Raw genomic sequence first — 21448 nt, forward strand, 5'->3', positions numbered from 1 at the left:
TGAAGGTGCCGCAGATACCGAGGATATGGATATGCATCTCAACTACTCCTTGGAAAAATCAATTCCACCAACCAGTTGATCAGCATGAAATAACCGATGGACAGCAACATGGCGTTGCCGAAACGGATCTGGAAGGTGTGGCGCAGGATATGGGCGATCACCACCATGCCCCAGATCACCAACACCACATACAGCAGTACCCCGAGGCCACCCATCGGCGATACCCGCGGATCCTGGCCGATCATCAACTGCAACGGCATCGCCACCAGATTGATCAACACCCCGCAACCGAACAGGGCGGAGATCGCCTGGGTGAAGCGCGCCGAACGGCGCTGGTACTGCAACCCCAGCCGAACTAAAAAAGCCAGCAGGAGAAGGTCCAGCAACTGGGCCAGCACGGCGGGCACCACACTGGAAAAGTGCCCGACAATCACCACCGTGCCGGTCATCAGGTTCAACACCAGGGTCAGGGTGACCAGAAAGGAAGCCACCGGCAGGTCCTGGGGCCCCGCCCGCAACAGACAGATATCCACAAACAGATTGATAAGTCGCTTCACTGATGCCCTGATTCCCGGTTGTTGCTGCCACATCCCGCCCGCGATCGAGCCAGGACAAATTTTTCCCCATCATACCTTTTGGTCGAAAACAGACAAACAGGTGACGGGGATTTGTTATGCTTGCCCTCCGACACTTTTAGCCACGAATGGTCTTTATGCTGGAACGCCACATACAAACAGAACCCCAACTCATCGAACTCTGCGCCGAGTTGGCCGATAGCCCCTGGCTCGCCCTGGATACCGAATTCGTCCGGGAAAAGACCTATTACCCGCAATTCTGTCTGTTGCAGATCAGTAACGGCCACATCGCCGCCAGCGTGGACCCGCTGCAAATCCCGGAGCTGGGGCCGCTACTGGAGCTGCTGTACACCCCGGACATCGTCAAGGTGTTTCACGCTGGCCGTCAGGATCTGGAAATTTTCCATAATCTTTGGGACAAGCTGCCGACCCCGCTGTTCGATACCCAGCTGGCCGCTTCGCTGCTGGGGCTGGGGGATCAGATCGGTTACGGTAATCTGGTGGAGCAGTTGCTCCAGCATACCCTGGAGAAGGGGCACTCGCGCACCGACTGGTCGCGCCGGCCGCTGGATGAAGCCCAGTTGCGCTACGCCCTGGATGACGTCATTTACCTGGGTGAGCTCTACCTGAAATTGAAACAGATGTTGCAGGCCGAAGGCCGGGAAGGCTGGCTGCAGGATGACTTCGACCAGTTGGCCAATCCCGACACCTACAGCAACCCGCCGCAGGACGCCTGGAAGCGGATCAAGGGGCGCCAGCAGTTAAAGGGCGTACAACTGGCGGTGCTGCAGGCGCTGGCCGGCTGGCGCGAGCAGGAGGCGCAGCAGGCCAACCGGCCGAAGCGCTGGATCCTTAAGGATGAAGTACTCACCGATCTGGCCAGACGTCAGCCGAAGGAGTTGGCACAACTGGAAAAGATCCGCGGTCTGGAACCGGGCACCATCAAACGGCGCGGCGAATTGCTGTTGAAGCTGATCGCCGACGCCCGGGCGTTGCCCAAGGAGCAGTGGCCACGGGACAAACGGCGCGCTGCCCGCCTCAGCCCCAACCAGGAAGCCTTTACCGATCTGCTGTACGGTTGCCTGCGCCTGCTGGCGGAACAGAACAACATCACCCCGGCCGCCCTGGCCGGACGTAAAGAGATCGAAGCCCTGGTGGGTGGCGAGCGCGACCTGGAGATTATGCACGGCTGGCGCCGGGTGATTGCCGGCAACCAGCTGCTGCAGATTCTGGAGGGCCAATGCTGGCCCACATTCGACCAGGGACAGCTCACGCTGAACGCCTGCCCCCCGAAAGAGTAAGGGTGGCGATGGGCAGGCACGCCATCTCCATCCGTGTTATTGCGACCCTGGGTTTACCGCTTGTTTTCAGCGCCTGCACAGAACAACCCCAACCCCCGAAAACAGACCCCATAGAGCGGGAACTCGACATCCAGCAGGAAGTGATGCACCAGACCCGGGAAGTGATCCGCTACCTGGATGAGGAAGAGCGGCTCAGACGTGCACAACTTGAGGGAGCGGAGCAAGGGCAACCACAGGGGGTTGCCCCTACGGACACGGATTAACTATCTACAAAATATGCAACGGAGGCATGGACGCCATGAAAACCCAACATTCGACGAACCGATTATCTCTTCCTATCACCTTATCGTAGGGGCGGCCCCCTGTGGCCGCCCTCACCCCAGGCAGGCGTAATCACCCGACAACCACGAAGGGTTACCCCTACGAAAAAGGATTAACCATCTATAAAATACACAACGGAGGCATGGACGCCATGAAACCCAAACAGCACCAGCACAACCGCCGATCACTCCGGTTACCGGGATACGATTACTCTCATCCTGGGGCCTATTTCATTACGCTCTGCACCCAGCATCGTCGATGTCTCTTTGGAAAAATCATTGATGGAACGATGAAATTGAACCGCGCTGGCGAAATGATACAAACCACCTGGAACGACATACCACAACATTACATTGGCGCAGAGATAGATCAATTCGTCATCATGCCGAACCACCTACACGGCATTCTGATGCTGGCAGGGGAAGGTCCCCGTGCCTACCCTGATTCGACACGATCTTCCGAACAGCGAAAAAAACCGCATCAAAAAATCTATCATTACCCGATCTTGTACAGCGGATTAAAACCCTCACCACAAAGAGATATGGCGACGGCGTAAGACAGTCGGATTGGCCGCCTTTTTCCGGGCGATTATGGCAACGGAATTATTGGGAACACATCATCCGCGACGATTCGGAATTGGACCTTATCCGGGAATATATCCAGAACAATCCCGCTCAATGGGAGTTGGATCAGCTATATGTAAAAGCCGGCGCAACTTATGCCAAGGGCAACCACGGGGGGTTGCCCCTACGGGTAGATGGTAGATGTGACAATGCAAAATGACCACCCAGGCGCGGGAGACGCGCCTACCCGGCTGTCGTTCACTTTTTCCGTAGGGGCGGCCCCCTGTGGCTGCCCTTGATCAGTGCCAGCAAAACCAGGAAACAGGACCACAGCACCACCCCCCAGTTGCCGATTCGAACATAGGGGGTCGCCCCCTGCATCGGCACGATTTCCCCGGTCAGCACATGACGCTCGAAGGCGGGGGAGAATCCCTGGATTTTACCTTTCTGGTCGATCAGGGCGGAGATCCCTGTATTGGTGGAGCGCAGCAGGTAGCGGCCGGTCTCCAGCGCACGCATGCGGGCGATCTCCAGGTGTTGTCGAGGCGCCAGGGAATCACCGAACCAGGCGTCGTTGCTGGCGTTGACCAGGAAGGCGGCTTGCGGCAATGCCTCGATCACCTCTTCGCCGAAGGCATCTTCGTAGCAGATGGAGATACCGGCCTGGTAGCCGACCACCTTTAGCAGCGGCCGGGGGGCGTCACCGGGCGTGAAGTCGGACATGGGGATCTGCAGCCAATCGATCAGCGGCCGCAGCCACCGCTTCAGCGGCATGAACTCGCCGAATGGCACCAGGTGGCGTTTGGCGTAGCTGCCCCGCTCCTGCCCCAGGCTCAGCATGGCGTTGTAATAGGCGCCGGTATCGGTATTCCAGATCGGTATGCCGATCAGTAACCCACTCTGATTGGCGACGGCTTCCTCGGCCAGCGGTTGCAGCAGTACCTCCTCCACTTGATGGGCGAAAGCGGGCACCGCCGTTTCCGGCCAGATGATCAGGTCGCTCTGCCACAGCCCGCGGGTCAGGCCGGCATAAAGCTCCATCGTCGGACGCAGTGCATCCCGCTTCCACTTCGCCTCCTGGGCGATGTTGGCCTGGATCATACTCACGGTCAGCGGCTTGCCGGCCGGTTCGGTCCAACTCAGTTGATTCAGCAGCGAGCCAGCGCCCCACAACAACGCCAATCCCGCCGCCAGCCAGAGACGGCCGACGACAGCCGGGCTCAGCAGTCGGAACAGCAGCACTGCACTCAACAACAGCAGCCAACTGACGCCGTACACACCCACCAATGGTGCATAACCACCGAGGGGCGAATCGATCTGGGAGTAGCCGAGCAACAGCCAGGGAAAACCGCTTAACAGCCAGCCGCGCAACCACTCACCCAGTACCCAGAGTGACGGCAGCCACCCGAATAGCCCGATACCGTGCCCACCGGTCCGCCACAGACGCACCGTCAACCAACCCAGCAAGCCGTAGTAGAGGGCGAGCACTACGACAAACAGCAGGGTCAGGGCGATCGCAGCCAGCGTACCCATGTTGCCGAACTGGTCGATACTGATATGCAACCAGAATACGCCGAAACCGAGCAGCCCGACCCCGTAAGCCCAGCCGCTTTGGAAGCCGAAGCGCGGTGTGGCGTCGCGCCACAGCCAGCAGAGCAATAAGGGTCCAGCCAGGGCCAGAGGAAAGAGCCCGAACGGGGCAAAGGCCAGCACCGACAGGGCACCCGCCGCCCAGGCAGCCATTAGCCGCCACGCCGGAGAAGCGAGCAGAGGTCCGGCCAGATTAATGGGCACTGTCCAGTTGCGTCGGTAGCAGTCGGATATTCAACAGGTGGATGCGCCGGCTGTCAGCCCGCAGCACCTCAAAGCGGAAGCGGTCGATCTCGGCCACCTCGCCGCGTTTCGGCAGATGCCCCAGGGATTGGGTGACCAGGCCGGCAATGGTATCGAACTCATCGTCGGAAAATTCACAGCCAAAATAGTCGTTGAACTCATCGATGGAGGTGCCCGCCTTGGCGGTGTATTCGGCTTCACTGCGCTTGAGGATGGTGGTCCCCTCGTCGAAGTCGTGCTCATCCTCGATCTCGCCGACGATCTGCTCCAGCACATCTTCGATGGTCACCAGGCCATCGGCGGCGCCGTATTCGTCCACCACGATGGCCATATGGCTGCGGCTGGCGCGAAATTCGTTGAGCAGCACGTTGAGACGCTTGCTGGCCGGCACAAAGACCGCCGCCCGCAACACATCGCGCATATCGAAGCGACGCTTCTGGTCGGAGAAGTAGGCCAGCAGATCCTTGGCCAACAGGATGCCCTCCACTTCTCCCTTGTCGTCACCGATAACCGGGAAGCGGGAGTGGGCAGAGTCGATGACGATGGGGAGGATCGCTTCCAGCGGGGCGTCACGCTCGATCACCACCATGTGGGCACGGGGGATCATGATATCCCGGACCCGCAGTTCGGAGACCTGCAACACCCCCTCCATCATGGAGAGTGCCTCGGTATCCAGCAGGGCGCGCCGTTTGGCATCCCGAAGCAGTTGAATCAGTTGTTCTCTATTTTCCGGTTCGTTGCCGAAGGCCTGTAACATCTTTTTCAGCCAGGACCGGGGCATCGAACCGCTGGTAGTGCCGTCGCTACTCATAGTTCCCTTTCAGATTGGTATGGGTCGGAGAATCCCAGGGATTCCAGTATCTCCACTTCGAGGCCCTCCATCTGTTCGGCCTCCGCATCAGTTGTATGATCAAATCCCAGCAGATGCAACACCCCGTGTACCAGCATGTGCGCCCAATGGGCCTCCAATGGTTTGTTTTGGGCAGCCGCTTCATCGGCCACCACCGGGGCACAGATCACCAGGTCACCCAGCAGATCGCCCACCGGATCATCGGTCACCACCTCCGGCACTTCGAAGGGAAAGGAGAGCACATTGGTCGGCTTATCTTGGCCGCGATACTCATGATTGAGTTGCCGGCTCTCTTCCAGGCCGACAATACGCACCACCAGTTCCGCCTGTTCCAGACGTCCGTTCAGTGCCGCTTCGGCCCAGGCCTGAAACTGCATGGGACCGGGAATGCCGTCATCCTCGACGACCCGCTGAACCTCCAGCAACAGATTCACAGCTTATCCTTGTTTTTATCGAAATTGTCGTAGGCGCCCACCACCTTCTGCACCAACGGATGGCGCACCACGTCGCGGGCGTTGAAGAAGGTGAAACTGATCCCCTCCACATCCTTCAGCACTTCGATCGCCTGGCGCAGACCGGAGACCTGTCCCCGGGGCAGATCCACCTGGGTCACGTCGCCGGTAATCATGGCGGTGGAGCCGAAGCCGATACGGGTGAGGAACATTTTCATCTGTTCGGGAGTGGTGTTTTGCGCCTCGTCGAGGATGATGAAGGCGTCGTTCAGGGTGCGCCCGCGCATGTAGGCCAGGGGCGCCACTTCAATGATGTTTCGCTCCATGAGCTTGGCCACCTTCTCGAAGCCGAGCATTTCATAGAGGGCGTCATAAAGCGGGCGCAGGTAAGGGTCGATCTTCTCCGCCAGGTCGCCGGGCAGGAAACCGAGCCGTTCGCCCGCCTCCACCGCCGGACGGACCAGCAGGATGCGCCGAATCAGATCGCGCTCCAGGGCATCCACGGCACAGGCCACCGCCAGGTAAGTCTTGCCGGTGCCGGCCGGGCCGATACCGAAGTTGAGATCGTGGGTCACCGCCTTGTGCAGGTACTCTTGCTGATTGGCGCCGCGTGGCCGGATCAGGCCGCGCCGGGTCTTGATCACCACCTCCGGGACGCTGCTCTTGGCCAGGTCGTTGAGCAACGCATCGATGCCCGACTCCTGCAGATAGAGATGTACCGACTCCGGCGTCAATACCTCTTGCCTGGCTTGGCGGTAGAGGGTCTGCAGCACTTCCCCGGCGGCGGCAATCGCCTCCGGTTCGCCCAGCAGTTTGAAGTGGTTGCCGCGGTAGTTGATCTCGATACCCAGACGGCGTTCGATCTGGCGCAGGTGTTCATCCAGTTGGCCACAGAGATTGGCCAGCAACTGGTTATCTTCCGGCGTCAACGAGAGTTCGAGTGACTTGGGGTGATCGGACACGGATTCAGTCCTGGAGGCGGCCTTGGTCATGCGGATTGGGCCAGCGCCTCGTCAATAAGCTCTCCCCGCAGGGAATTGGGCAGGGCTTCGCTGATACGGATATCCACGAACTGACCGATCAGCGCCTCGGGACCGTCAAAATTGACTACCCGGTTGTTTTCGGTGCGGCCGGCCAACTGCTGCTGGTCTTTTTTTGCGTGCCGCTCAACCAGCACCCGCTGTACCGTACCCACCATGCGTCGACTGATCTGCTGGGCCATCTCCGAGATACGCTGCTGCAACCGCTCCAGGCGCGCCTGTTTCACCGCCAGCGGCACATCGTCCGGCAGTTCCGCCGCCGGCGTACCGGGACGGGCGCTGTAGATGAAGCTGAAGGAGTGATCGAAACCGATCTGCTCGATCAGGTTCAGGGTGTGTTCGAAGTCCTGCTCGGTCTCGCCCGGGAAACCGATAATAAAATCGGACGACAGGCTCAGGTCGGGACGCAATTCGCGCAGGCGACGGATCTTGGCTTTGTAGTCGAAGGCGGTGTGGCCGCGCTTCATCATCGCCAGCACCCGGTCGGACCCGCTCTGCACCGGCAGGTGCAGGTGGCTGACCAACTCCGGCACCTCGCCGTAGACGGCGATCAGGCTGTCGGAAAACTCCATCGGGTGGGAGGTGGTGAAACGGATACGGTCGATGCCGTCTATCGCCGCCACATACTGAATCAGCAGCGCCAGATCGGCCACCGATCCGTCATCCATCGAACCGCGATAGGCGTTGACATTCTGACCCAGCAGGTTCACTTCACGCACGCCCTGGGCGGCCAGTGAAGCGACTTCAGCCAGCACATCGTCGAATGGGCGGCTGATCTCTTCGCCGCGGGTATAGGGCACCACACAGAAAGTGCAGTACTTGGAACACCCCTCCATGACGGAGACGAAAGCGCTGGGGCCATCGGAACGCGGTTCCGGCAGACGGTCGAACTTTTCGATCTCTGGGAAAGAGATATCCACCACCGGCGCCCGGTTACGCCGCGCGGAATCCAGCATCTCCGGCAGACGATGCAGGGTCTGGGGCCCAAACACCAGATCCACATAAGGGGCCCGTTCGCGGATCGCCTCCCCTTCCTGACTGGCCACGCAGCCGCCCACACCGATGATCAGGTCGGGACGCTGCTCTTTCCAGGGCCGCCAGCGACCCAGTTGCGAAAACACCTTCTCCTGCGCTTTTTCCCGGATCGAACAGGTGTTGAGCAGCAGCAGATCGGCCTCTTCGGGACGGTCGGTCAGGGTAAAGCCGTGAGATTCCCGCAGCAGATCCGACATTTTGTCGGAATCGTACTCGTTCATCTGACAACCAAAAGTTTTGATATAGAGTTTGCCGGACATGCAGTTCGTAATAAAAAGGGCGCCAAAGGCGCGGTAGCTTACCTTCTATATTAGCGTTTTTCCAGGTAATTGGGATGTTCCATTCAAGGTTCCGGCAAAACGGCCGTTATTAAAACAGAGATTAATACCTAAATTTACCTTTACACTCGGAAATACCCGCATTTTCGGACCAGGGATCCACTGAGCCGGCTATTATCACCGGTAGGCATGGAGTATGCGCTACAACGCCCCCCTTTCAGAGCATGTACTGACACAGCAGATGAAGCTGCTGTTTGCCAATGCCATGCCGGCCAACTTGACCGTAGCCGCCATCTCCATCCTGTTGGTCATCAGCCTCTGGGACAAGCTGGATCACCAACAGTTGATCACCTGGAACAGTGTGATCCTGCTATTCGTCTGTCTGCGTGCCGTCCTGATCATCCTCCACGAACGCTTTCCCAAGCGCTATTTACCGGCCATCTGGGAGCGGCGCTATGTCTTATGTACGCTGTTGGTCGGCAGCGCCTGGGGTAGTCTGACCCTGATGATGCTCACCTCGGACGACCCCTTCGTCCATTATGTGATCTTCCTGGTGATCTTCGGCACTATCTCGGTCGCGGTTCCGGTGCTCGCCTCCCGGCTACCCGCCTTCTTTGCCTACGTACTCCCCCAGGCACTGTTCCTACTGATGGTCTTGATGATCCAAAACACGCAATGGAGTCTGCTACTCAGCCTCGCCACCCTGATTTACACCGGACTGATCTCTGCCACCAGTCGCAACATGAACCGGCAGATCCGCCGCTCCATCGAATTGGAAAATCATAATCGGGCATTGATCGACCACTTGAGCAGCGAGGTAGTAAAACGCAAGGCCGTCCAGGAAGATTTGGAACAGCACAAGGCGGCCCTGGAGGGCAAAGTCGAGCTACGCACCCGGGAACTGACCCGCACCAACGAAAACCTGGAAAAGCAGATCGCCATCCGCAAGCAGGCGGAAAAGAACCTGAAGTATCTGGCACACCACGACACCCTGACCAATCTCCCCAACCGGCTGTTGCTGGATGCCCGAATGGACCATGCCATCAAGCGCGCCCGGCGCAAACAGTCCCAGTTGGCCTTACTGTTCCTGGACCTGGATAACTTCAAACATATCAACGATAGCCTGGGACATGTCACGGGGGACCGGTTGCTACGTAAAGTCACCCAACGCCTGCTCTCCATCACCCGGGAAGATGACACCATCGCCCGCCTGGGGGGGGATGAATTTGTCATCCTGATGGAAGATATCAAAGATACCACCGACGTAATCTGCCTCACCCAGAAAATCCTGGACAAGCTGAATGAGCGATTCGAGATCAATGGACAGCCCATTTTCGTCGGCTGCAGTATCGGTATCAGCCTCTACCCTCAGGATGGCGAGACGCCAGAGGCTTTGCTTAAGAACGCCGATGCCGCCATGTACCGCACCAAAGACGAAGGACGCAACAGCTACAACTTCTACACCCAGGAGATGACCGCCTCCGCCTATGACCGGATCACACTGGAAGGGAGTCTCAGGCGGGCCATCGAGCAGGACGAACTGGTGATCTACTACCAGCCGCAGAAATCCCTGATCGACGGGCACTACGTGGGACTGGAGGCCCTGGTACGCTGGGATCACCCTGAGTTGGGTATTTTGCCCCCCGGACGTTTCCTGCCGGTTGCCGAGGCATCCGGCCTGATCGTGCCGCTGGGCAACTGGGTGCTGACGCACACCTGCCGCCAAATGGTAGAGTGGCAACGCAACGGCCTACCTATCGAAACCGTCTCAGTCAACCTGGCGGGCAAACAGATCCGCCGCGACGACTTGGTGGAGAACATCACCAATACCCTGCGGGCAACCGGTTGCAAGCCGGAGTGGCTGGAACTGGAGGTGACCGAAGGTTTCATCATGACCGAACTCCACGCCTCGATCGATGCCCTGCGCCAGTTGCGGGACATGGGCATCCAGTTGGCCATCGACGATTTCGGTACCGGCTACTCATCCCTGAGCTATCTAAAAAAACTGCCGATCCACCGACTCAAGATCGACCGCTCCTTTGTCCAGGACCTGGCCATTGACAACGACGATGCCGCCATCGTCAAGGCCATCGTCAGTCTCGGCCACAGCTTACAGTTGGAGATCATTGCCGAGGGCGTCGAGACCGAGTATCAGGAGGCATTCCTCAAGGAGCTGGGGTGCGAGATGGGCCAGGGCTACCTCTACAGCCAGCCGCTACCCAAGGCACAGATAGAAATACTGATTTCGGATCACAACAAACGCCTGTCAGCCTAAAATCGCTTCATCCCGCGCAGCCCCCCGCCAGACCCACCCGCCGCCGACGCTCAATTTGGTCTATGTTTAATAAAAAATGCCGGAGAGAACAGCCTAATGGTCAGGGAGACATTACAGGAAGATTACCGCCGTATCAGAAGCTTCAGCGAACAGTTATGCCGTCCGCTGGAGGTGGACGATTACCAGATCCAATCCATCACCGAGACCAGTCCACCCAAGTGGCACTTGGCGCATGTCACCTGGTTTTTTGAACATTTTGTTTTGCAGCACTTCCGGCCGGACACCCCGCCGTTCGACGCCGATTTTCACTACCTGTTCAACAGCTACTACTACACCGTCGGCGCCATGCATCCGCGCCCCCGGCGCGGCCTGCTATCACGCCCCACGCTGGAACAGGTTCTGGCGTACCGCCAGCGCGTCGACGAACAAGTCGCCAGCCTGATTGCCACGGCCGGCAAGGCCGAGCGGGAAGCGCTGGCCTTTCGCATCACCCTGGGTCTGCACCACGAACAGCAGCACCAGGAACTGCTGTTAATGGATATCAAGCACAACTTTTCGGTCAATCCGATCAAGCCCGCTTACCGGCAAGAGCTGATACCGCCCGGGGGTGAATCGGTACCGATGCGCTGGCTGGACCGGGAGGGGGGACTGCACTCTATCGGCCATAGCGGCAGCGGCTTCGCCTACGATAACGAGACCCCCCGCCACTCGGTGTTGATCTATGACCATCGACTGGCTGACCGGCTGGTGACCAATGCAGAGTATCTGGAGTTCATCGAGGATGGCGGCTACCGTGATCCGGCGCTCTGGCTATCCGATGGCTGGGCCCGGCTACAGCAGGAGGGATGGACCCATCCGCTGTATTGGGAAAAGCAGGCAGACAGATGGACGCAATTCACTTTGGGCGGTATACGGCCGCTCAACCCCCACGAGCCGGTCTGCCATCTCAGCTATTACGAAGCCGACGCCTACGCCCGCTGGACCGGCAAGCGCCTCCCTCGAGAAGAGGAGATGGAACTGATTCTGGACGAACAACCGGTTGACGGAAATTTTGCCGACAGCGGCTGGCTGCATCCGGCACCGGCCACGGACCGCGGCCAGTGGTACGGTGACCTCTGGGCCTGGACCGCATCGCCCTACACACCCTACCCCAGCTTCAAACCTTTGGCCGGTTCCATGGGCGAGTACAACGGCAAGTTCATGTCCAGCCAGATGGTGTTGCGCGGTGGCAGCTGCGCCACCCCGCCGGGGCACCTGCGCCCCAGCTACCGCAACTTCTTTTACCCCCATGAACGCTGGATGTTCTCCGGCCTGCGCCTGGCGGAAGATGCCTGATGGGCAAGCGCATCACCTTCCACGACCATAAGCCGAAAACCCTGAGCCTGCAGCAAGCGGTCATCGAGGGTTTTTCCAAAGAGAGAAAATCGATCCCGCCAAAGTTTTTTTACGATGAACGGGGCTCGGCACTGTTTGCCGCCATCTGCGACCAGCCGGAGTATTACCCCCCCGACGTAGAGCAGGCCATGTTGACCCGGTTGGCCCAAGAGATTGCTGACTTGACCGGAACCGGACGGGTGATTTTCGAACCCGGCGCCGGCTCCACCGCCAAGATCAGACTGTTATTGGAGGCGCTGAGACCCCTGGCCTATGTACCGATGGACATCTCCTGCGAATTTCTCAAACAGGCGGCCGCCGATTTGGTGGATGAATTTCCCTGGCTGCCGGTCCATGCGACCTGTGTCGACTTTACCCACTCGCTGCCGATACCGGAGACCGCCCCGCCCGGCCGTCGCCTGGCGTTTTTTCCCGGTTCCAGCATCGGTAACTTTTCCCCGCAAGCCGCCTGCGAATTCCTCACCCTGGTGCATCAACAGATCGGCCCAGACGGCCTGCTGCTGATCGGCGTCGATACCAAGAAGGACCCGGACATCCTGCATGCGGCCTACAACGATGCGGCAGGAGTCACCGCGGCCTTCAATCTCAACCTGCTGCACCGCATACGTAACGAAACCGACGTCGAGTGCAACCCGGAGAATTTTGACCACCAAGCCTTCTATAACCCGGAGCAGGGACGTATCGAGATGCACCTGGTCAGCCGCTGTAGACAGACGCTGCGCCTGAATGGCTATCGATTCGAGCTCGCCGAAGGCGAAACCGTACACACCGAGAACTCCTACAAATACACACCCCAGGAGTTTCTGGCGCAGGCCAGCCGGGCCGGTTTGCGCGAGGTGCGCCACTGGGTTGCCGAGCAGGATCTGTTCGCGCTCTATCTGCTGGCTGGCGCCTGACCGCGCCACCCTCGGCTTCCCACTCCGACAGCGGGCTCTATCTGGTGGTATCATAAGCCGCAACGCTACAGGCTCATTACTGGCACCCCACGCCGGTTTCAGCACGCGCGTCGCAAAGCCGATCCGCTTGAGCCCGGCCACTAACCAGAACAGATCCGAATGAGCATAAAGAGCAGACCACCCCATCAGGCGAAAAAACGTTTTGGCCAGAATTTTCTACACGATCCCGGCGTCATCCAGCGGATCATCGCGCAGATCAACCCCAAACCTGACGAACATCTGGTGGAGATCGGCCCCGGGCAAGGCGCCATCACCCGGGAATTGCTGAAACGTGCCGGACGACTGGACGCGGTGGAACTGGATCGGGATCTGATCCACCCGCTGGCCGTCGCTTGCGCCGATCTCGGCGAACTGAATATCTATAACAGCGACGCCCTCAAGTTCGACTTTGCCCAGTTGGCCGGCGATGGGCGGCCGCTCAGGCTGGTGGGCAATCTCCCTTACAACATCTCCACGCCGATCCTGTTCCACCTGTTGCAATATGCCGACGTCATCCAGGACATGCATTTCATGCTGCAGAAAGAGGTAGTGGAACGGATGGCGGCTGGACCGGGCAGCAAAACCTACGGCCGGCTTTCGGTGATGATGCAGGCGTGGTGCCAGGTGGAGTCGCTGTTTGAGATCGGACCCGGGGCCTTCAAGCCGGCCCCCAAAGTGGACTCGGCGATCGTGCGCTTGATCCCCTATAGCGAGCCGCCCTGCCGCATTGATGACGCCACCTATTTCGCACAACTGGTGACCAGTGCCTTTGCACAGCGTCGCAAAACCCTGCGCAACAGTCTCGGCAAGCTGATGGATGCCGAACTGATCGGCGCCGCCGGGATCGATCCGTCACTCCGGGCAGAGCGGCTCTCGCTGGCCGATTTCGCCAGGCTCGCCAATCTGGCTTGCAAAACAGCCCCTTCAGCCTGATATAACCTTACTGGACAGGACACCACACCACGACAACAAAAAATATCCCGCCCGATCAGCATCCGGTGGAACCACTCCGAGAGTAGACGAGAAGCATGAACGACGACGCGATCAACGCCGAAGACCTGGACATCATTACCGACCATGTACTGGCCCGCCAGGGGGATGTGCTCCCCGGCATCATTCACCTGCTACCGGTCACCACGCGCCCCTTCTTCCCCGGACAGGCAGTACCGCTGTTAATGAACGATGAACACTGGGAAGAGACCATCACGGCCGCCTACGAATCGAGCCAGGCCATTATCGGTATCGTCATGACCGATGCCGCCACGTCGGAAGAGGCGGTTCCCAGCGATTTTCGCCGTATCGGCACCGCGTGCAAAATCCATCGTGTACAGAAGGTGGAGGGCCGTCTGCAAGTGTTGGTGGAGTGCTTGCAGCGCTTCAAAATCGAAACCTTTGTCTCCCGGCACGCCCCGTTCCAGGCTCAGGTTCGCTATTTCACCGAAGAGGCGGCCACACCCAGTGACGAGATCAAGGCTTATGCCATGGCCGTCATCAACACCATCAAAGAGCTGGTACCGCTAAACCCGCTGTATGGCGAGGAGCTGCGTATCTTCCTGGATCGACTGGGACCGGACGACCCGTCCCACCTGGCCGATTTTGCCGCCAGCCTCACCACCGCCGACCGCTACCAGCTGCAGGAAGTGCTGCAGGAGATTGAGCTGCTGCCCCGTATGGAAAAGGTCTTGCTGCTGTTGAACAAGGAGCTGGAGCTGGCCAAGGCGCAAAATGAGATCCGCAAGTCGGTCGAAGACAAGATCAACACCCATCAGCGGGAGTTTTTCCTGCGCGAGCAGCTCAAGGCGATTCAGCAGGAATTGGGCCTGGAAAAGGATGACCGCACCGCCGAGCTGGACAAGTTCAAGGAGCGCCTGGAGACACTGGTCATGCCCGAGGCCGCGAACAAGCGGTTGGATGAGGAGATGCAGAAGCTGTCGATTCTGGAAACCGGCTCACCGGAGTACGCACTGACCCGCAACTATATCGACTGGATTACCCTGCTGCCGTGGGGCAAGCACAGCCAGGACAAGCTCGATCTGGCCCAGGCACGCAAAGCTCTGGACAAGGATCACTACGGTCTGGATGACGTCAAAAAACGCATCCTGGAATTCCTGGCCGTGGGCATGATGAAGGGTGAAGTAAGCGGCTCCATCATCCTGTTGGTCGGCCCTCCCGGCGTCGGCAAAACCTCCATCGGCAAGTCGATTGCCGATGCGCTGGGACGTACCTTTTACCGCTTCTCGGTCGGCGGCATGCGGGACGAAGCGGAGATCAAAGGCCACCGGCGAACCTATATCGGCGCCATGCCGGGCAAGTTCATCCAGGCGATGAAGGAGGCGGAAACCGCCAACCCGGTGATCATGCTGGATGAGATCGATAAGATCGGCGCCTCGTTCCAGGGCGATCCCGCCTCCGCCCTGCTAGAAGCACTCGATCCGGAGCAAAACAGCGACTTCCTGGATCACTACCTGGACCTGCGCTTCGACCTCTCCAAGGTGCTGTTCGTCTGCACCGCCAACCAGTTGGATACCATCCCGGCGCCGCTGCGCGACCGCATGGAGATCATCCCGCTGTCGGGCTATATCGCCCAGGAAAAGCTGCAGATCGCCCGTAAGTACCTGCTGCCCCGTCAGTTGAAACGGGCCGGCCTGAAGCGCAACCAGCTGAAACTCAACACCCCGGCGCTGAAGGCGATCATCGAGGGGTATGCCCGGGATGCCGGCGTACGGCGCCTGGAAAAACAGATCGGCAAGATTGTACGCAAGGCGGTGGTGAAGATACTGGACAAAGAGCCGCCCCCCATTGTGGTGGAGGAGTCGGATCTGAAGGGTTACCTGGGCAGCCCCATCTTTCGCGATGAGCGCAACCTGACCGGCCCCGGCGTGGTCACCGGACTGGCCTGGACAGCCATGGGCGGCGCCACGCTCAGTATCGAAGCCGCCCGAACCCACAGTTTTACCCGGGGCTTCAAACTGACCGGCCAGTTGGGTGATGTGATGCGCGAGTCGGCCGAAATCGCTTACGGCTATGTGGTGGCGAATGCGGCTCGCCTGGGAGCGGACCCGGAATTCTTTGAAAAGAGCTTCATCCACCTGCATGTGCCGGCCGGCGCCACCCCCAAAGATGGACCCAGTGCCGGTATCACCATGGCTTCGGCGCTGCTCTCACTGGCACGCAACGAGCCGGTGCGGCACATCGCCATGACCGGTGAATTGACCCTCACCGGCCATGTGTTCCCGATAGGCGGCGTGCGGGAAAAGATGATTGCCGCCCGCCGCGCCCGCATTCGCGAGTTGATACTTCCGGAGGAAAACCGCGGCGAATATGAAGAGGTTCCGGAGCATATCCGCAAAGGCATCAAGGTCCACTTCGCCTGTAATTTTGACGATATTGCGCCGCTACTGTTTAAAAAGTGATCCCCTGGAGGGCAGTTAATCCAGATCAAATAGTGCATAGAAGTGGGTTGACTTATTTAGAAACCACTAATATTTTCAGTAGTGATGCCACGACAATGGACGTGGCCAGCATACCGATAAATATGACTTAGGGAGAAGAAATTATGAAAAACATCATGAAAGCAGCCGCTGTTGCAGCCTTGCTCGCTGCATCTGCCTCCGCATCCGCCTGGTGGGGCGGCCCCTGGGGCGGTGGCCCGTGGGGTGGTGGTCCATGGAACGGATTAGGTGATGGCTGGGGTGATGGCTTCGGCGACTTCAACATGAACTTCAGCGGTCGCGGTAGCGGCTATGGTAACGGTTATGGCCGTGGCTACGGTTATCCCTACGGGTACGGCTATCCCTACGGCGGCTATGGCTATCCTTATGGTGGATACGGCGCGCCCTACGGCGCACCATACGGCGGCTATGCCCCGTACGGCTACCCGGTTGCTCCGGTCGCACCGGCTGCCCCCGCTGCACCGGCTAACTGAGCCAATTTCGACGAGCGATTCGTCGCATAAAAAAAGCCCCTGCATCTTCTGGATGCAGGGGCTTTTTAGTATGGAAATCCCTGGACGGTTAAACCGAAAAGGAGGAGCCACACCCACAGGTGGTCGTGGCGTTGGGATTGCGGATAACAAACTGCGAACCCTGCAGGCTCTCCGTGTAATCCACTTCGGCGCCCATCAGATACTGTAGGCTCATCGGGTCGACCAACATGGTCACACCCTCGGTGTCCACCCGGGTATCACCCTCTTTCATCTCTTCATCAAAGCTGAATCCATACTGGAACCCCGAGCAACCGCCCCCCTGAATGAAGACGCGTAGCATCAGATTGGGGTTTCCCTCTTCTTTAATCAGCGCAGATACCTTGGTTGCCGCGGCATTGGTGAACACCAGCGGGCTCTCGGTCTCAGCTTGCATACCACTCATAACCAACTCCAAAATCCGTAACTTAAGCGCTCTCCCGGAGCGATGATTAAAACATTATGCTTTTCTGATCAATTTAGTCAAGTATTCTGAATAACCTGACCCTTAACGGCCTCGCGGGGCGCGCTCCGAATCCTCGCCGACCGTTTCCGTTGCCACGGCCTGGATCTGTTCGGCGGCTTCCTCCTTCGGCCCATCACCGTCATAACCCAACATTTGAGGCTGAGCATCTTTGGTGTGGATCAACTGGCCGTTCACCTCGGCCCCCATGGCCATTTCCAGCAGATTGTAATAGACCGTGCCTTTTACCTTCGCCTTGGGTGCCAACTCGACCCGCTCCGAGGCGTAGACATCGCCCACCACCGTACCGTTAAGTATTACATTGGGGACTTGGATGTCACCTTCAACCCGTCCCTGCTCACTCAAGGTCAGCGCCGATTCCCCGCCCTGTTCGGCCATCACGTTGCCACAGATCAGTCCGTCAACATGCAGCCCACCGGTGAAATTCACGTCACCATGAATGGTGGTCCCGCTACCGATTACCGTGGCAATTTTCGGAGCCCTGAACTTTTTAAAACGCGCCATCTGTCATCCTCTTAATCGGCCACCAGCCAGTCAAAACTCTTTTTGACTTTCGGTAACCTGTTATTGGTGGGATTGATTTCCACTATTACCCGTTCCGGGTTGAAGCCCTCGGGCAATTGGATCAATCCATCAACATCCTGAAAATGCCGAAAACGCATTTTCAGTTTTTCATCTTTCTCTTTAGTCAACGCTTTCAGTGGAAGTTCCACGGTTTCACCGCCCTGCTCACCCTCCAGGGCCAGCAGAATCCAACCCACCGCCGTACCGGCATTCTTCAGTGCCTGACTCACCGTAAAGCGGAAATGGTAGCTGTCCGGCTGGTCGCTCTTATCCAGCTTAAACCCCTGAATATAGAGCCCCTCGGATTTGACACCGGTCTCCACAATACCGCGCAGCAGGTTTAGCTCCTGCTCCATCTCCAGATAACCGGTCTGCCGCTTCCTCAGCTCTTCCCGCACCTGCCGGATCGACTCCTGGTCAATCTGACTGGCCCGTTCCAGGGCGGCCACCTGTTCACGAAGATGATCGCGTTGCGACTCCAGCCGTTCAATCAACTCACGCTGTTCAGCCAACTGTTGCGTCAGGGGAGTCACCTTATCCACAGGCGGCCGCTTGATCTGGATATAATCGCCCCAGCCCAGCATCAACATCGCACCCAGCAGTATCGGCAACATGGCCCAGAGATAGACCCAACGACTGCGGGACTGGACGATTTTGGGCGTTTGCATTTTCATGTACTGCTTCCGACTATTATCAATACGCCAGCGAAGTTTTGCATGCTAGGGGGGACGTCACAGATCGACGGATTATGGCAACAAGGCAACCGCTCGCAGACCCAGGGTTTCCTCCATGCCAAGCATGATATTCATATTCTGGATCGCTTGGCCGGCGGCCCCCTTCACCAGATTGTCGATGACCGAGAGCACCACTACCGTATTGCCACCTTGTGGTCTGTGCACAGCTATTCTGCAATGGTTGATGCCCCGGACACTACGGGTCTCCGGGTGCGAACCGGCCGGCAAGACATCAACAAACGGCTCGCTACTAAAACGCGACTCGTACAACGCCTGCAGATCCACCTCTTCCGTCAGCGTGGCGTAGAGGGTGGAGTGAATACCCCGAATCATCGGCAACAGATGAGCGACAAAGGTGACATCCACCGGCCGATCAGCCACCACAGAGAGATTCTGCCGTATCTCGGGCATATGCCGGTGACCGGGCACCCCATACGCCTTGAAGCTTTCACCCACCTCACCCATCAACATGCCGACACTGGCACCTCTGCCTGCACCGCTGACGCCGGATTTACAGTCGGCAATCAAGCCAGATAGATTGACCAGCCCCGCCTCAATCAAGGGCAGAAAACCCAAAGTCGTGGCAGTAGGATAACAGCCGGGATTGGCGACCAAGCTCGCCGAACGGATCGCGTCACGGTTCATTTCCGGCAACCCATAGACCGCTTCAGCCACTAACTCCGGGCAGCTGTGAGCCATGCCGTACCACTGTTCCCAGAGCGGAATATCCTTGATGCGGAAATCCGCTGCCAGATCGATCACCTTGCCGCCCCGCTCCAACAGCTCGGGAACCAATTTCATGGCGGTGCCGTTAGGCGTTGCAAAAAACACCAGGTCGCAGGCGCTCAGCGCATCCAGGTCAGGCTCGCTAAAAGGAATATCGAAGTGGCCGCGCAGGTTGGGGTAGATATCCGAGACCAATCGACCCGCCTCAGCTCTGGAGGTGATTATGGTTACCTTTACTTCAGGGTGGCCGGCCAGCAACCGCAGCAGTTCTACTCCGGTATAACCTGTTCCACCTACAATACCTACATTGACCATCTTATTGATTCCAAACTGGAGACAAACTGCGACGTGACCGATTGTCGGCTCCACCGCCCCGTGCCGACGCGATACCTGTGACAACCGAATAAAAAAAGAGGTTAATCATACGGCGCCATAGCAAAAATCTAAAGATCCAAACCGGCACCTACCGGCGGAAATCATAAAAAAAGCGACCCGCGGGCCGCTTAAGCGCTATGTGACGATTATTTATTCCTTCCTTTTCCCCAGGATAGATTCCGTAGGCGTCACGATATCAGGAATGGGGACACTATATATCCGACATTTTTAAAGGTCAAATATTTTCTTATAATTCATATTGATAGGGTCACATTTTTACAACAACTTGAAACTTCATTCCGACCCCATGCACAAGCCCGATACTCCCTCGGGAATTGGGATATTTCAGCCGTTAGTGGCATACTGATGTCAATTTGAAGCAGACACCTTTCCGGTCTATTTCATACACCCAATGCGCCAAGTCTTTACAGACAGGGTCCTCAACGGGAACCGAATTTCCGTTACTCCATCAAAGAGACAGAGCGTATGCGTATCACAAAGGAATTAATCAATGGAAACCATTGAACTCATCTCTCTGACGCTGGGTGCTGCCTGGGCCTCAGGAATCAATCTCTACGCAGCCGTACTGGTATTGGGATATTTGGGCATGACCGGCGATGTGACCCTGCCCCCGGGACTTGAACTACTGAGTGACCCCATGGTGATGGCCGCCGCCGGCTTCATGTATATGGTGGAATTTTTCGCCGACAAGACCCCCGGCGTCGACACAGGTTGGGATGTGCTACACACCTTTATCCGCATCCCTGCCGGCGCGGTGCTGGCCGCCGGCATGGCGCAAGGATTGGAAGTGAGCCAGGCCACTGAGTTCGCCGCACTCCTGATCGGCGGGGGACTCGCCGCCACCACGCACCTGACGAAGACCGGAACCCGGGTACTGATCAACACGTCCCCCGAACCCTTCAGTAACTGGACGGCATCGATCACCGAAGACCTGGTGGTGATCGGCGGACTCTGGGCATCACTACACTACCCCTGGCTGTTTATCGCCGGTCTTGTGCTATCCCTGTTGCTGACCATCTGGCTCCTGCCCAAACTGTGGCGGGCATTGAAGCGCATATTCCGCGCCATCGGCGAATTCTTTGGTGGCAGGCGCGACGAACCCAACGAACCGGTCGATTTCGGACGACCGGCGACCAAGCGCCAGGACATCCTGCGTGCCCTCTACCACGACGCCAACAATCAAAAGAATTAAAACAATCAAACACTCCTGACAACAGCTAATCCGAGGTACATGCACGATGTGGCTAAAGGCCTGGCATTTGATTTTTATGGTGACCTGGTTTGCCGGAATTTTTTATCTACCCCGCCTCTTTGTCTACCACGCCATGACCGAGGACGCAGCGGGCAGAGAACGATTCAAGACCATGGAGCGGAAGCTCTACTACTTCACCACACCCTGGATGATTCTCACCCTGCTGTTTGGCATTTGGATGCTTTACGACTACGCCTGGGCGGCTTACGGAAAGATGCTATGGCTGCACATAAAACTGGTGCTGATCGGCCTGCTGGTGATCTACCACTTCTACTGCGGAAGGTTGGTCAAACAGTTTGCCGAAGACACCAACCGGCATAGCCATGTCTGGTACCGCTGGTTCAACGAAGTACCGGTATTGATACTCTTCGCGGTCGTCCTGCTGGCTGTCCTGAAACCCTTTTAAGTGGTATTTGGTCAATTAAAAAAGCCCGCGGATGTCACCATCCGCGGGCTTTTTAATATCGCTGCGATCAGG

22 protein-coding genes are annotated in these 21448 nt (G+C 58.1%); 12 read left to right on the top strand and 10 right to left on the bottom strand.

All coding sequences use genetic code 11. The annotated features are described in order from the left end of the window. Positions 1-38: 38 nt before the first annotated feature. The gene (locus tag ACQY5R_RS16730) at positions 39-557 is read right to left on the bottom strand and encodes a hypothetical protein (RefSeq protein ID WP_428610302.1); all 519 of its coding nucleotides are present in this window, start codon (positions 555-557) and stop codon (positions 39-41) included. A 155-nt stretch (positions 558-712) separates the two neighbouring features. Here ACQY5R_RS16730 and rnd point away from each other — a divergent pair, with 155 nt between their 5' ends. The 4 genes from rnd to ACQY5R_RS16750 all read left to right on the top strand — a co-directional run bounded on the left by rnd (position 713) and on the right by ACQY5R_RS16750 (position 2980). Further along, positions 713-1876, top strand: coding sequence for a ribonuclease D (gene rnd / locus ACQY5R_RS16735; RefSeq protein ID WP_428610303.1), 1164 nt, complete (start codon positions 713-715; stop codon positions 1874-1876). A gap of 2 nt (positions 1877-1878) precedes the next feature. After that, positions 1879-2139, top strand: a complete 261-nt coding sequence (locus ACQY5R_RS16740; protein WP_428610305.1) for a hypothetical protein — start codon at positions 1879-1881, stop codon at positions 2137-2139. Between the two features lie 209 nt (positions 2140-2348). Continuing rightward, positions 2349-2753: a hypothetical protein gene (locus ACQY5R_RS16745; RefSeq protein ID WP_428610306.1), complete on the top strand. Its 405-nt coding sequence runs from the start codon at positions 2349-2351 to the stop codon at positions 2751-2753. Then, positions 2714-2980, top strand: a complete 267-nt coding sequence (locus ACQY5R_RS16750; RefSeq protein WP_428610344.1) for a hypothetical protein — start codon at positions 2714-2716, stop codon at positions 2978-2980. The genes ACQY5R_RS16745 and ACQY5R_RS16750 overlap by 40 nt, the downstream gene beginning before the upstream one ends. A gap of 38 nt (positions 2981-3018) precedes the next feature. Here the strand turns inward: ACQY5R_RS16750 and lnt are convergent, their stop codons facing one another. The 5 genes from lnt to miaB are packed head-to-tail and all read right to left on the bottom strand — an operon-like array spanning position 3019 to position 8230. Then, on the bottom strand, positions 3019-4503 hold the full coding sequence (gene lnt / locus ACQY5R_RS16755) for an apolipoprotein N-acyltransferase (protein ID WP_428610307.1): 1485 nt from the start codon (positions 4501-4503) through the stop codon (positions 3019-3021). A 40-nt stretch (positions 4504-4543) separates the two neighbouring features. Further along, positions 4544-5404, bottom strand: a complete 861-nt coding sequence (locus tag ACQY5R_RS16760) for an HlyC/CorC family transporter (RefSeq protein WP_428610308.1) — start codon at positions 5402-5404, stop codon at positions 4544-4546. Continuing rightward, entirely contained in the window at positions 5401-5877 is a 477-nt protein-coding gene (ybeY, locus tag ACQY5R_RS16765; protein WP_428610309.1) for an rRNA maturation RNase YbeY, read from the bottom strand. Before ybeY ends, ACQY5R_RS16760 begins: the two co-directional genes overlap by 4 nt. Beyond that, entirely contained in the window at positions 5874-6857 is a 984-nt protein-coding gene (locus ACQY5R_RS16770) for a PhoH family protein (protein ID WP_428610310.1), read from the bottom strand. Before ACQY5R_RS16770 ends, ybeY begins: the two co-directional genes overlap by 4 nt. Before the next feature lie 26 nt (positions 6858-6883). Then, entirely contained in the window at positions 6884-8230 is a 1347-nt protein-coding gene (gene miaB, locus ACQY5R_RS16775; RefSeq protein ID WP_428610312.1) for a tRNA (N6-isopentenyl adenosine(37)-C2)-methylthiotransferase MiaB, read from the bottom strand. A gap of 214 nt (positions 8231-8444) precedes the next feature. On the opposite strand from miaB, the gene ACQY5R_RS16780 reads away from it, so the two are divergent. The 6 genes from ACQY5R_RS16780 (at position 8445) to ACQY5R_RS16805 (ending at position 16778) form a co-directional block, all read left to right on the top strand. After that, on the top strand, positions 8445-10523 hold the full coding sequence (locus ACQY5R_RS16780; RefSeq protein ID WP_428610314.1) for a putative bifunctional diguanylate cyclase/phosphodiesterase: 2079 nt from the start codon (positions 8445-8447) through the stop codon (positions 10521-10523). A 96-nt stretch (positions 10524-10619) separates the two neighbouring features. Beyond that, positions 10620-11858, top strand: coding sequence for an ergothioneine biosynthesis protein EgtB (gene egtB, locus ACQY5R_RS16785; RefSeq protein WP_428610316.1), 1239 nt, complete (start codon positions 10620-10622; stop codon positions 11856-11858). Continuing rightward, positions 11858-12814 (top strand): L-histidine N(alpha)-methyltransferase, encoded by a 957-nt coding sequence (gene egtD, locus ACQY5R_RS16790; RefSeq protein WP_428610318.1) that lies wholly within the window; start codon positions 11858-11860, stop codon positions 12812-12814. The genes egtB and egtD overlap by 1 nt, the downstream gene beginning before the upstream one ends. A 159-nt stretch (positions 12815-12973) precedes the next feature. Further along, complete coding sequence (rsmA, locus tag ACQY5R_RS16795; protein ID WP_428610320.1) at positions 12974-13786, top strand: 16S rRNA (adenine(1518)-N(6)/adenine(1519)-N(6))-dimethyltransferase RsmA; 813 nt, start codon at positions 12974-12976, stop codon at positions 13784-13786. A 95-nt stretch (positions 13787-13881) separates the two neighbouring features. Continuing rightward, the gene (gene lon / locus ACQY5R_RS16800) at positions 13882-16266 is read left to right on the top strand and encodes an endopeptidase La (RefSeq protein ID WP_428610321.1); all 2385 of its coding nucleotides are present in this window, start codon (positions 13882-13884) and stop codon (positions 16264-16266) included. A 143-nt stretch (positions 16267-16409) separates the two neighbouring features. Then, entirely contained in the window at positions 16410-16778 is a 369-nt protein-coding gene (locus ACQY5R_RS16805; RefSeq protein ID WP_428610323.1) for a sulfur globule family protein, read from the top strand. Between the two features lie 88 nt (positions 16779-16866). Here the strand turns inward: ACQY5R_RS16805 and erpA are convergent, their stop codons facing one another. The 4 genes from erpA to argC all read right to left on the bottom strand — a co-directional run bounded on the left by erpA (position 16867) and on the right by argC (position 19637). Further along, positions 16867-17220 (bottom strand): iron-sulfur cluster insertion protein ErpA, encoded by a 354-nt coding sequence (gene erpA / locus ACQY5R_RS16810; RefSeq protein WP_428610324.1) that lies wholly within the window; start codon positions 17218-17220, stop codon positions 16867-16869. 102 nt (positions 17221-17322) lie between these two features. Beyond that, positions 17323-17802, bottom strand: coding sequence for a bactofilin family protein (locus tag ACQY5R_RS16815; RefSeq protein ID WP_428610326.1), 480 nt, complete (start codon positions 17800-17802; stop codon positions 17323-17325). Between the two features lie 11 nt (positions 17803-17813). Continuing rightward, the gene (locus ACQY5R_RS16820; RefSeq protein WP_428610328.1) at positions 17814-18536 is read right to left on the bottom strand and encodes a DUF6776 family protein; all 723 of its coding nucleotides are present in this window, start codon (positions 18534-18536) and stop codon (positions 17814-17816) included. 72 nt (positions 18537-18608) lie between these two features. Then, positions 18609-19637, bottom strand: a complete 1029-nt coding sequence (gene argC / locus ACQY5R_RS16825; RefSeq protein WP_428610330.1) for an N-acetyl-gamma-glutamyl-phosphate reductase — start codon at positions 19635-19637, stop codon at positions 18609-18611. 571 nt (positions 19638-20208) lie between these two features. On the opposite strand from argC, the gene ACQY5R_RS16830 reads away from it, so the two are divergent. Both ACQY5R_RS16830 and ACQY5R_RS16835 read left to right on the top strand, forming a co-directional pair. Beyond that, positions 20209-20910 (top strand): DUF4126 domain-containing protein, encoded by a 702-nt coding sequence (locus ACQY5R_RS16830; RefSeq protein ID WP_428610331.1) that lies wholly within the window; start codon positions 20209-20211, stop codon positions 20908-20910. A gap of 46 nt (positions 20911-20956) precedes the next feature. Next, complete coding sequence (locus ACQY5R_RS16835; RefSeq protein WP_428610333.1) at positions 20957-21376, top strand: CopD family protein; 420 nt, start codon at positions 20957-20959, stop codon at positions 21374-21376. The last annotated feature ends 72 nt before the right edge of the window (positions 21377-21448 follow it).

It is taken from the genome of Sedimenticola sp. (assembly GCF_050289425.1).
In the GTDB taxonomy this organism is placed as follows: domain Bacteria; phylum Pseudomonadota; class Gammaproteobacteria; order Chromatiales; family Chromatiaceae; genus Sedimenticola.

What these genes read in the sequence shown, in the direction of transcription:
- ACQY5R_RS16835 (WP_428610333.1), top strand. Translation starts at nt 20,957, where the DNA reads ATGTGGCTAAAGGCCTGGCATTTGATTTTTATGGTGACCTGGTTTGCC.
- egtD (WP_428610318.1), top strand. Translation starts at nt 11,858, where the DNA reads ATGGGCAAGCGCATCACCTTCCACGACCATAAGCCGAAAACCCTGAGC.
- ACQY5R_RS16830 (WP_428610331.1), top strand. Translation starts at nt 20,209, where the DNA reads ATGGAAACCATTGAACTCATCTCTCTGACGCTGGGTGCTGCCTGGGCC.
- ACQY5R_RS16805 (WP_428610323.1), top strand. Translation starts at nt 16,410, where the DNA reads ATGAAAAACATCATGAAAGCAGCCGCTGTTGCAGCCTTGCTCGCTGCA.
- ACQY5R_RS16815 (WP_428610326.1), bottom strand. Translation starts at nt 17,802, where the DNA reads ATGGCGCGTTTTAAAAAGTTCAGGGCTCCGAAAATTGCCACGGTAATC.
- miaB (WP_428610312.1), bottom strand. Translation starts at nt 8,230, where the DNA reads ATGTCCGGCAAACTCTATATCAAAACTTTTGGTTGTCAGATGAACGAG.
- rsmA (WP_428610320.1), top strand. Translation starts at nt 12,974, where the DNA reads ATGAGCATAAAGAGCAGACCACCCCATCAGGCGAAAAAACGTTTTGGC.
- lnt (WP_428610307.1), bottom strand. Translation starts at nt 4,503, where the DNA reads ATGGCTGCCTGGGCGGCGGGTGCCCTGTCGGTGCTGGCCTTTGCCCCG.
- ACQY5R_RS16745 (WP_428610306.1), top strand. Translation starts at nt 2,349, where the DNA reads ATGAAACCCAAACAGCACCAGCACAACCGCCGATCACTCCGGTTACCG.
- egtB (WP_428610316.1), top strand. Translation starts at nt 10,620, where the DNA reads ATGGTCAGGGAGACATTACAGGAAGATTACCGCCGTATCAGAAGCTTC.
- erpA (WP_428610324.1), bottom strand. Translation starts at nt 17,220, where the DNA reads ATGAGTGGTATGCAAGCTGAGACCGAGAGCCCGCTGGTGTTCACCAAT.
- lon (WP_428610321.1), top strand. Translation starts at nt 13,882, where the DNA reads ATGAACGACGACGCGATCAACGCCGAAGACCTGGACATCATTACCGAC.
- rnd (WP_428610303.1), top strand. Translation starts at nt 713, where the DNA reads ATGCTGGAACGCCACATACAAACAGAACCCCAACTCATCGAACTCTGC.
- ACQY5R_RS16780 (WP_428610314.1), top strand. Translation starts at nt 8,445, where the DNA reads ATGCGCTACAACGCCCCCCTTTCAGAGCATGTACTGACACAGCAGATG.
- argC (WP_428610330.1), bottom strand. Translation starts at nt 19,637, where the DNA reads ATGGTCAATGTAGGTATTGTAGGTGGAACAGGTTATACCGGAGTAGAA.
- ACQY5R_RS16760 (WP_428610308.1), bottom strand. Translation starts at nt 5,404, where the DNA reads ATGAGTAGCGACGGCACTACCAGCGGTTCGATGCCCCGGTCCTGGCTG.
- ACQY5R_RS16820 (WP_428610328.1), bottom strand. Translation starts at nt 18,536, where the DNA reads ATGAAAATGCAAACGCCCAAAATCGTCCAGTCCCGCAGTCGTTGGGTC.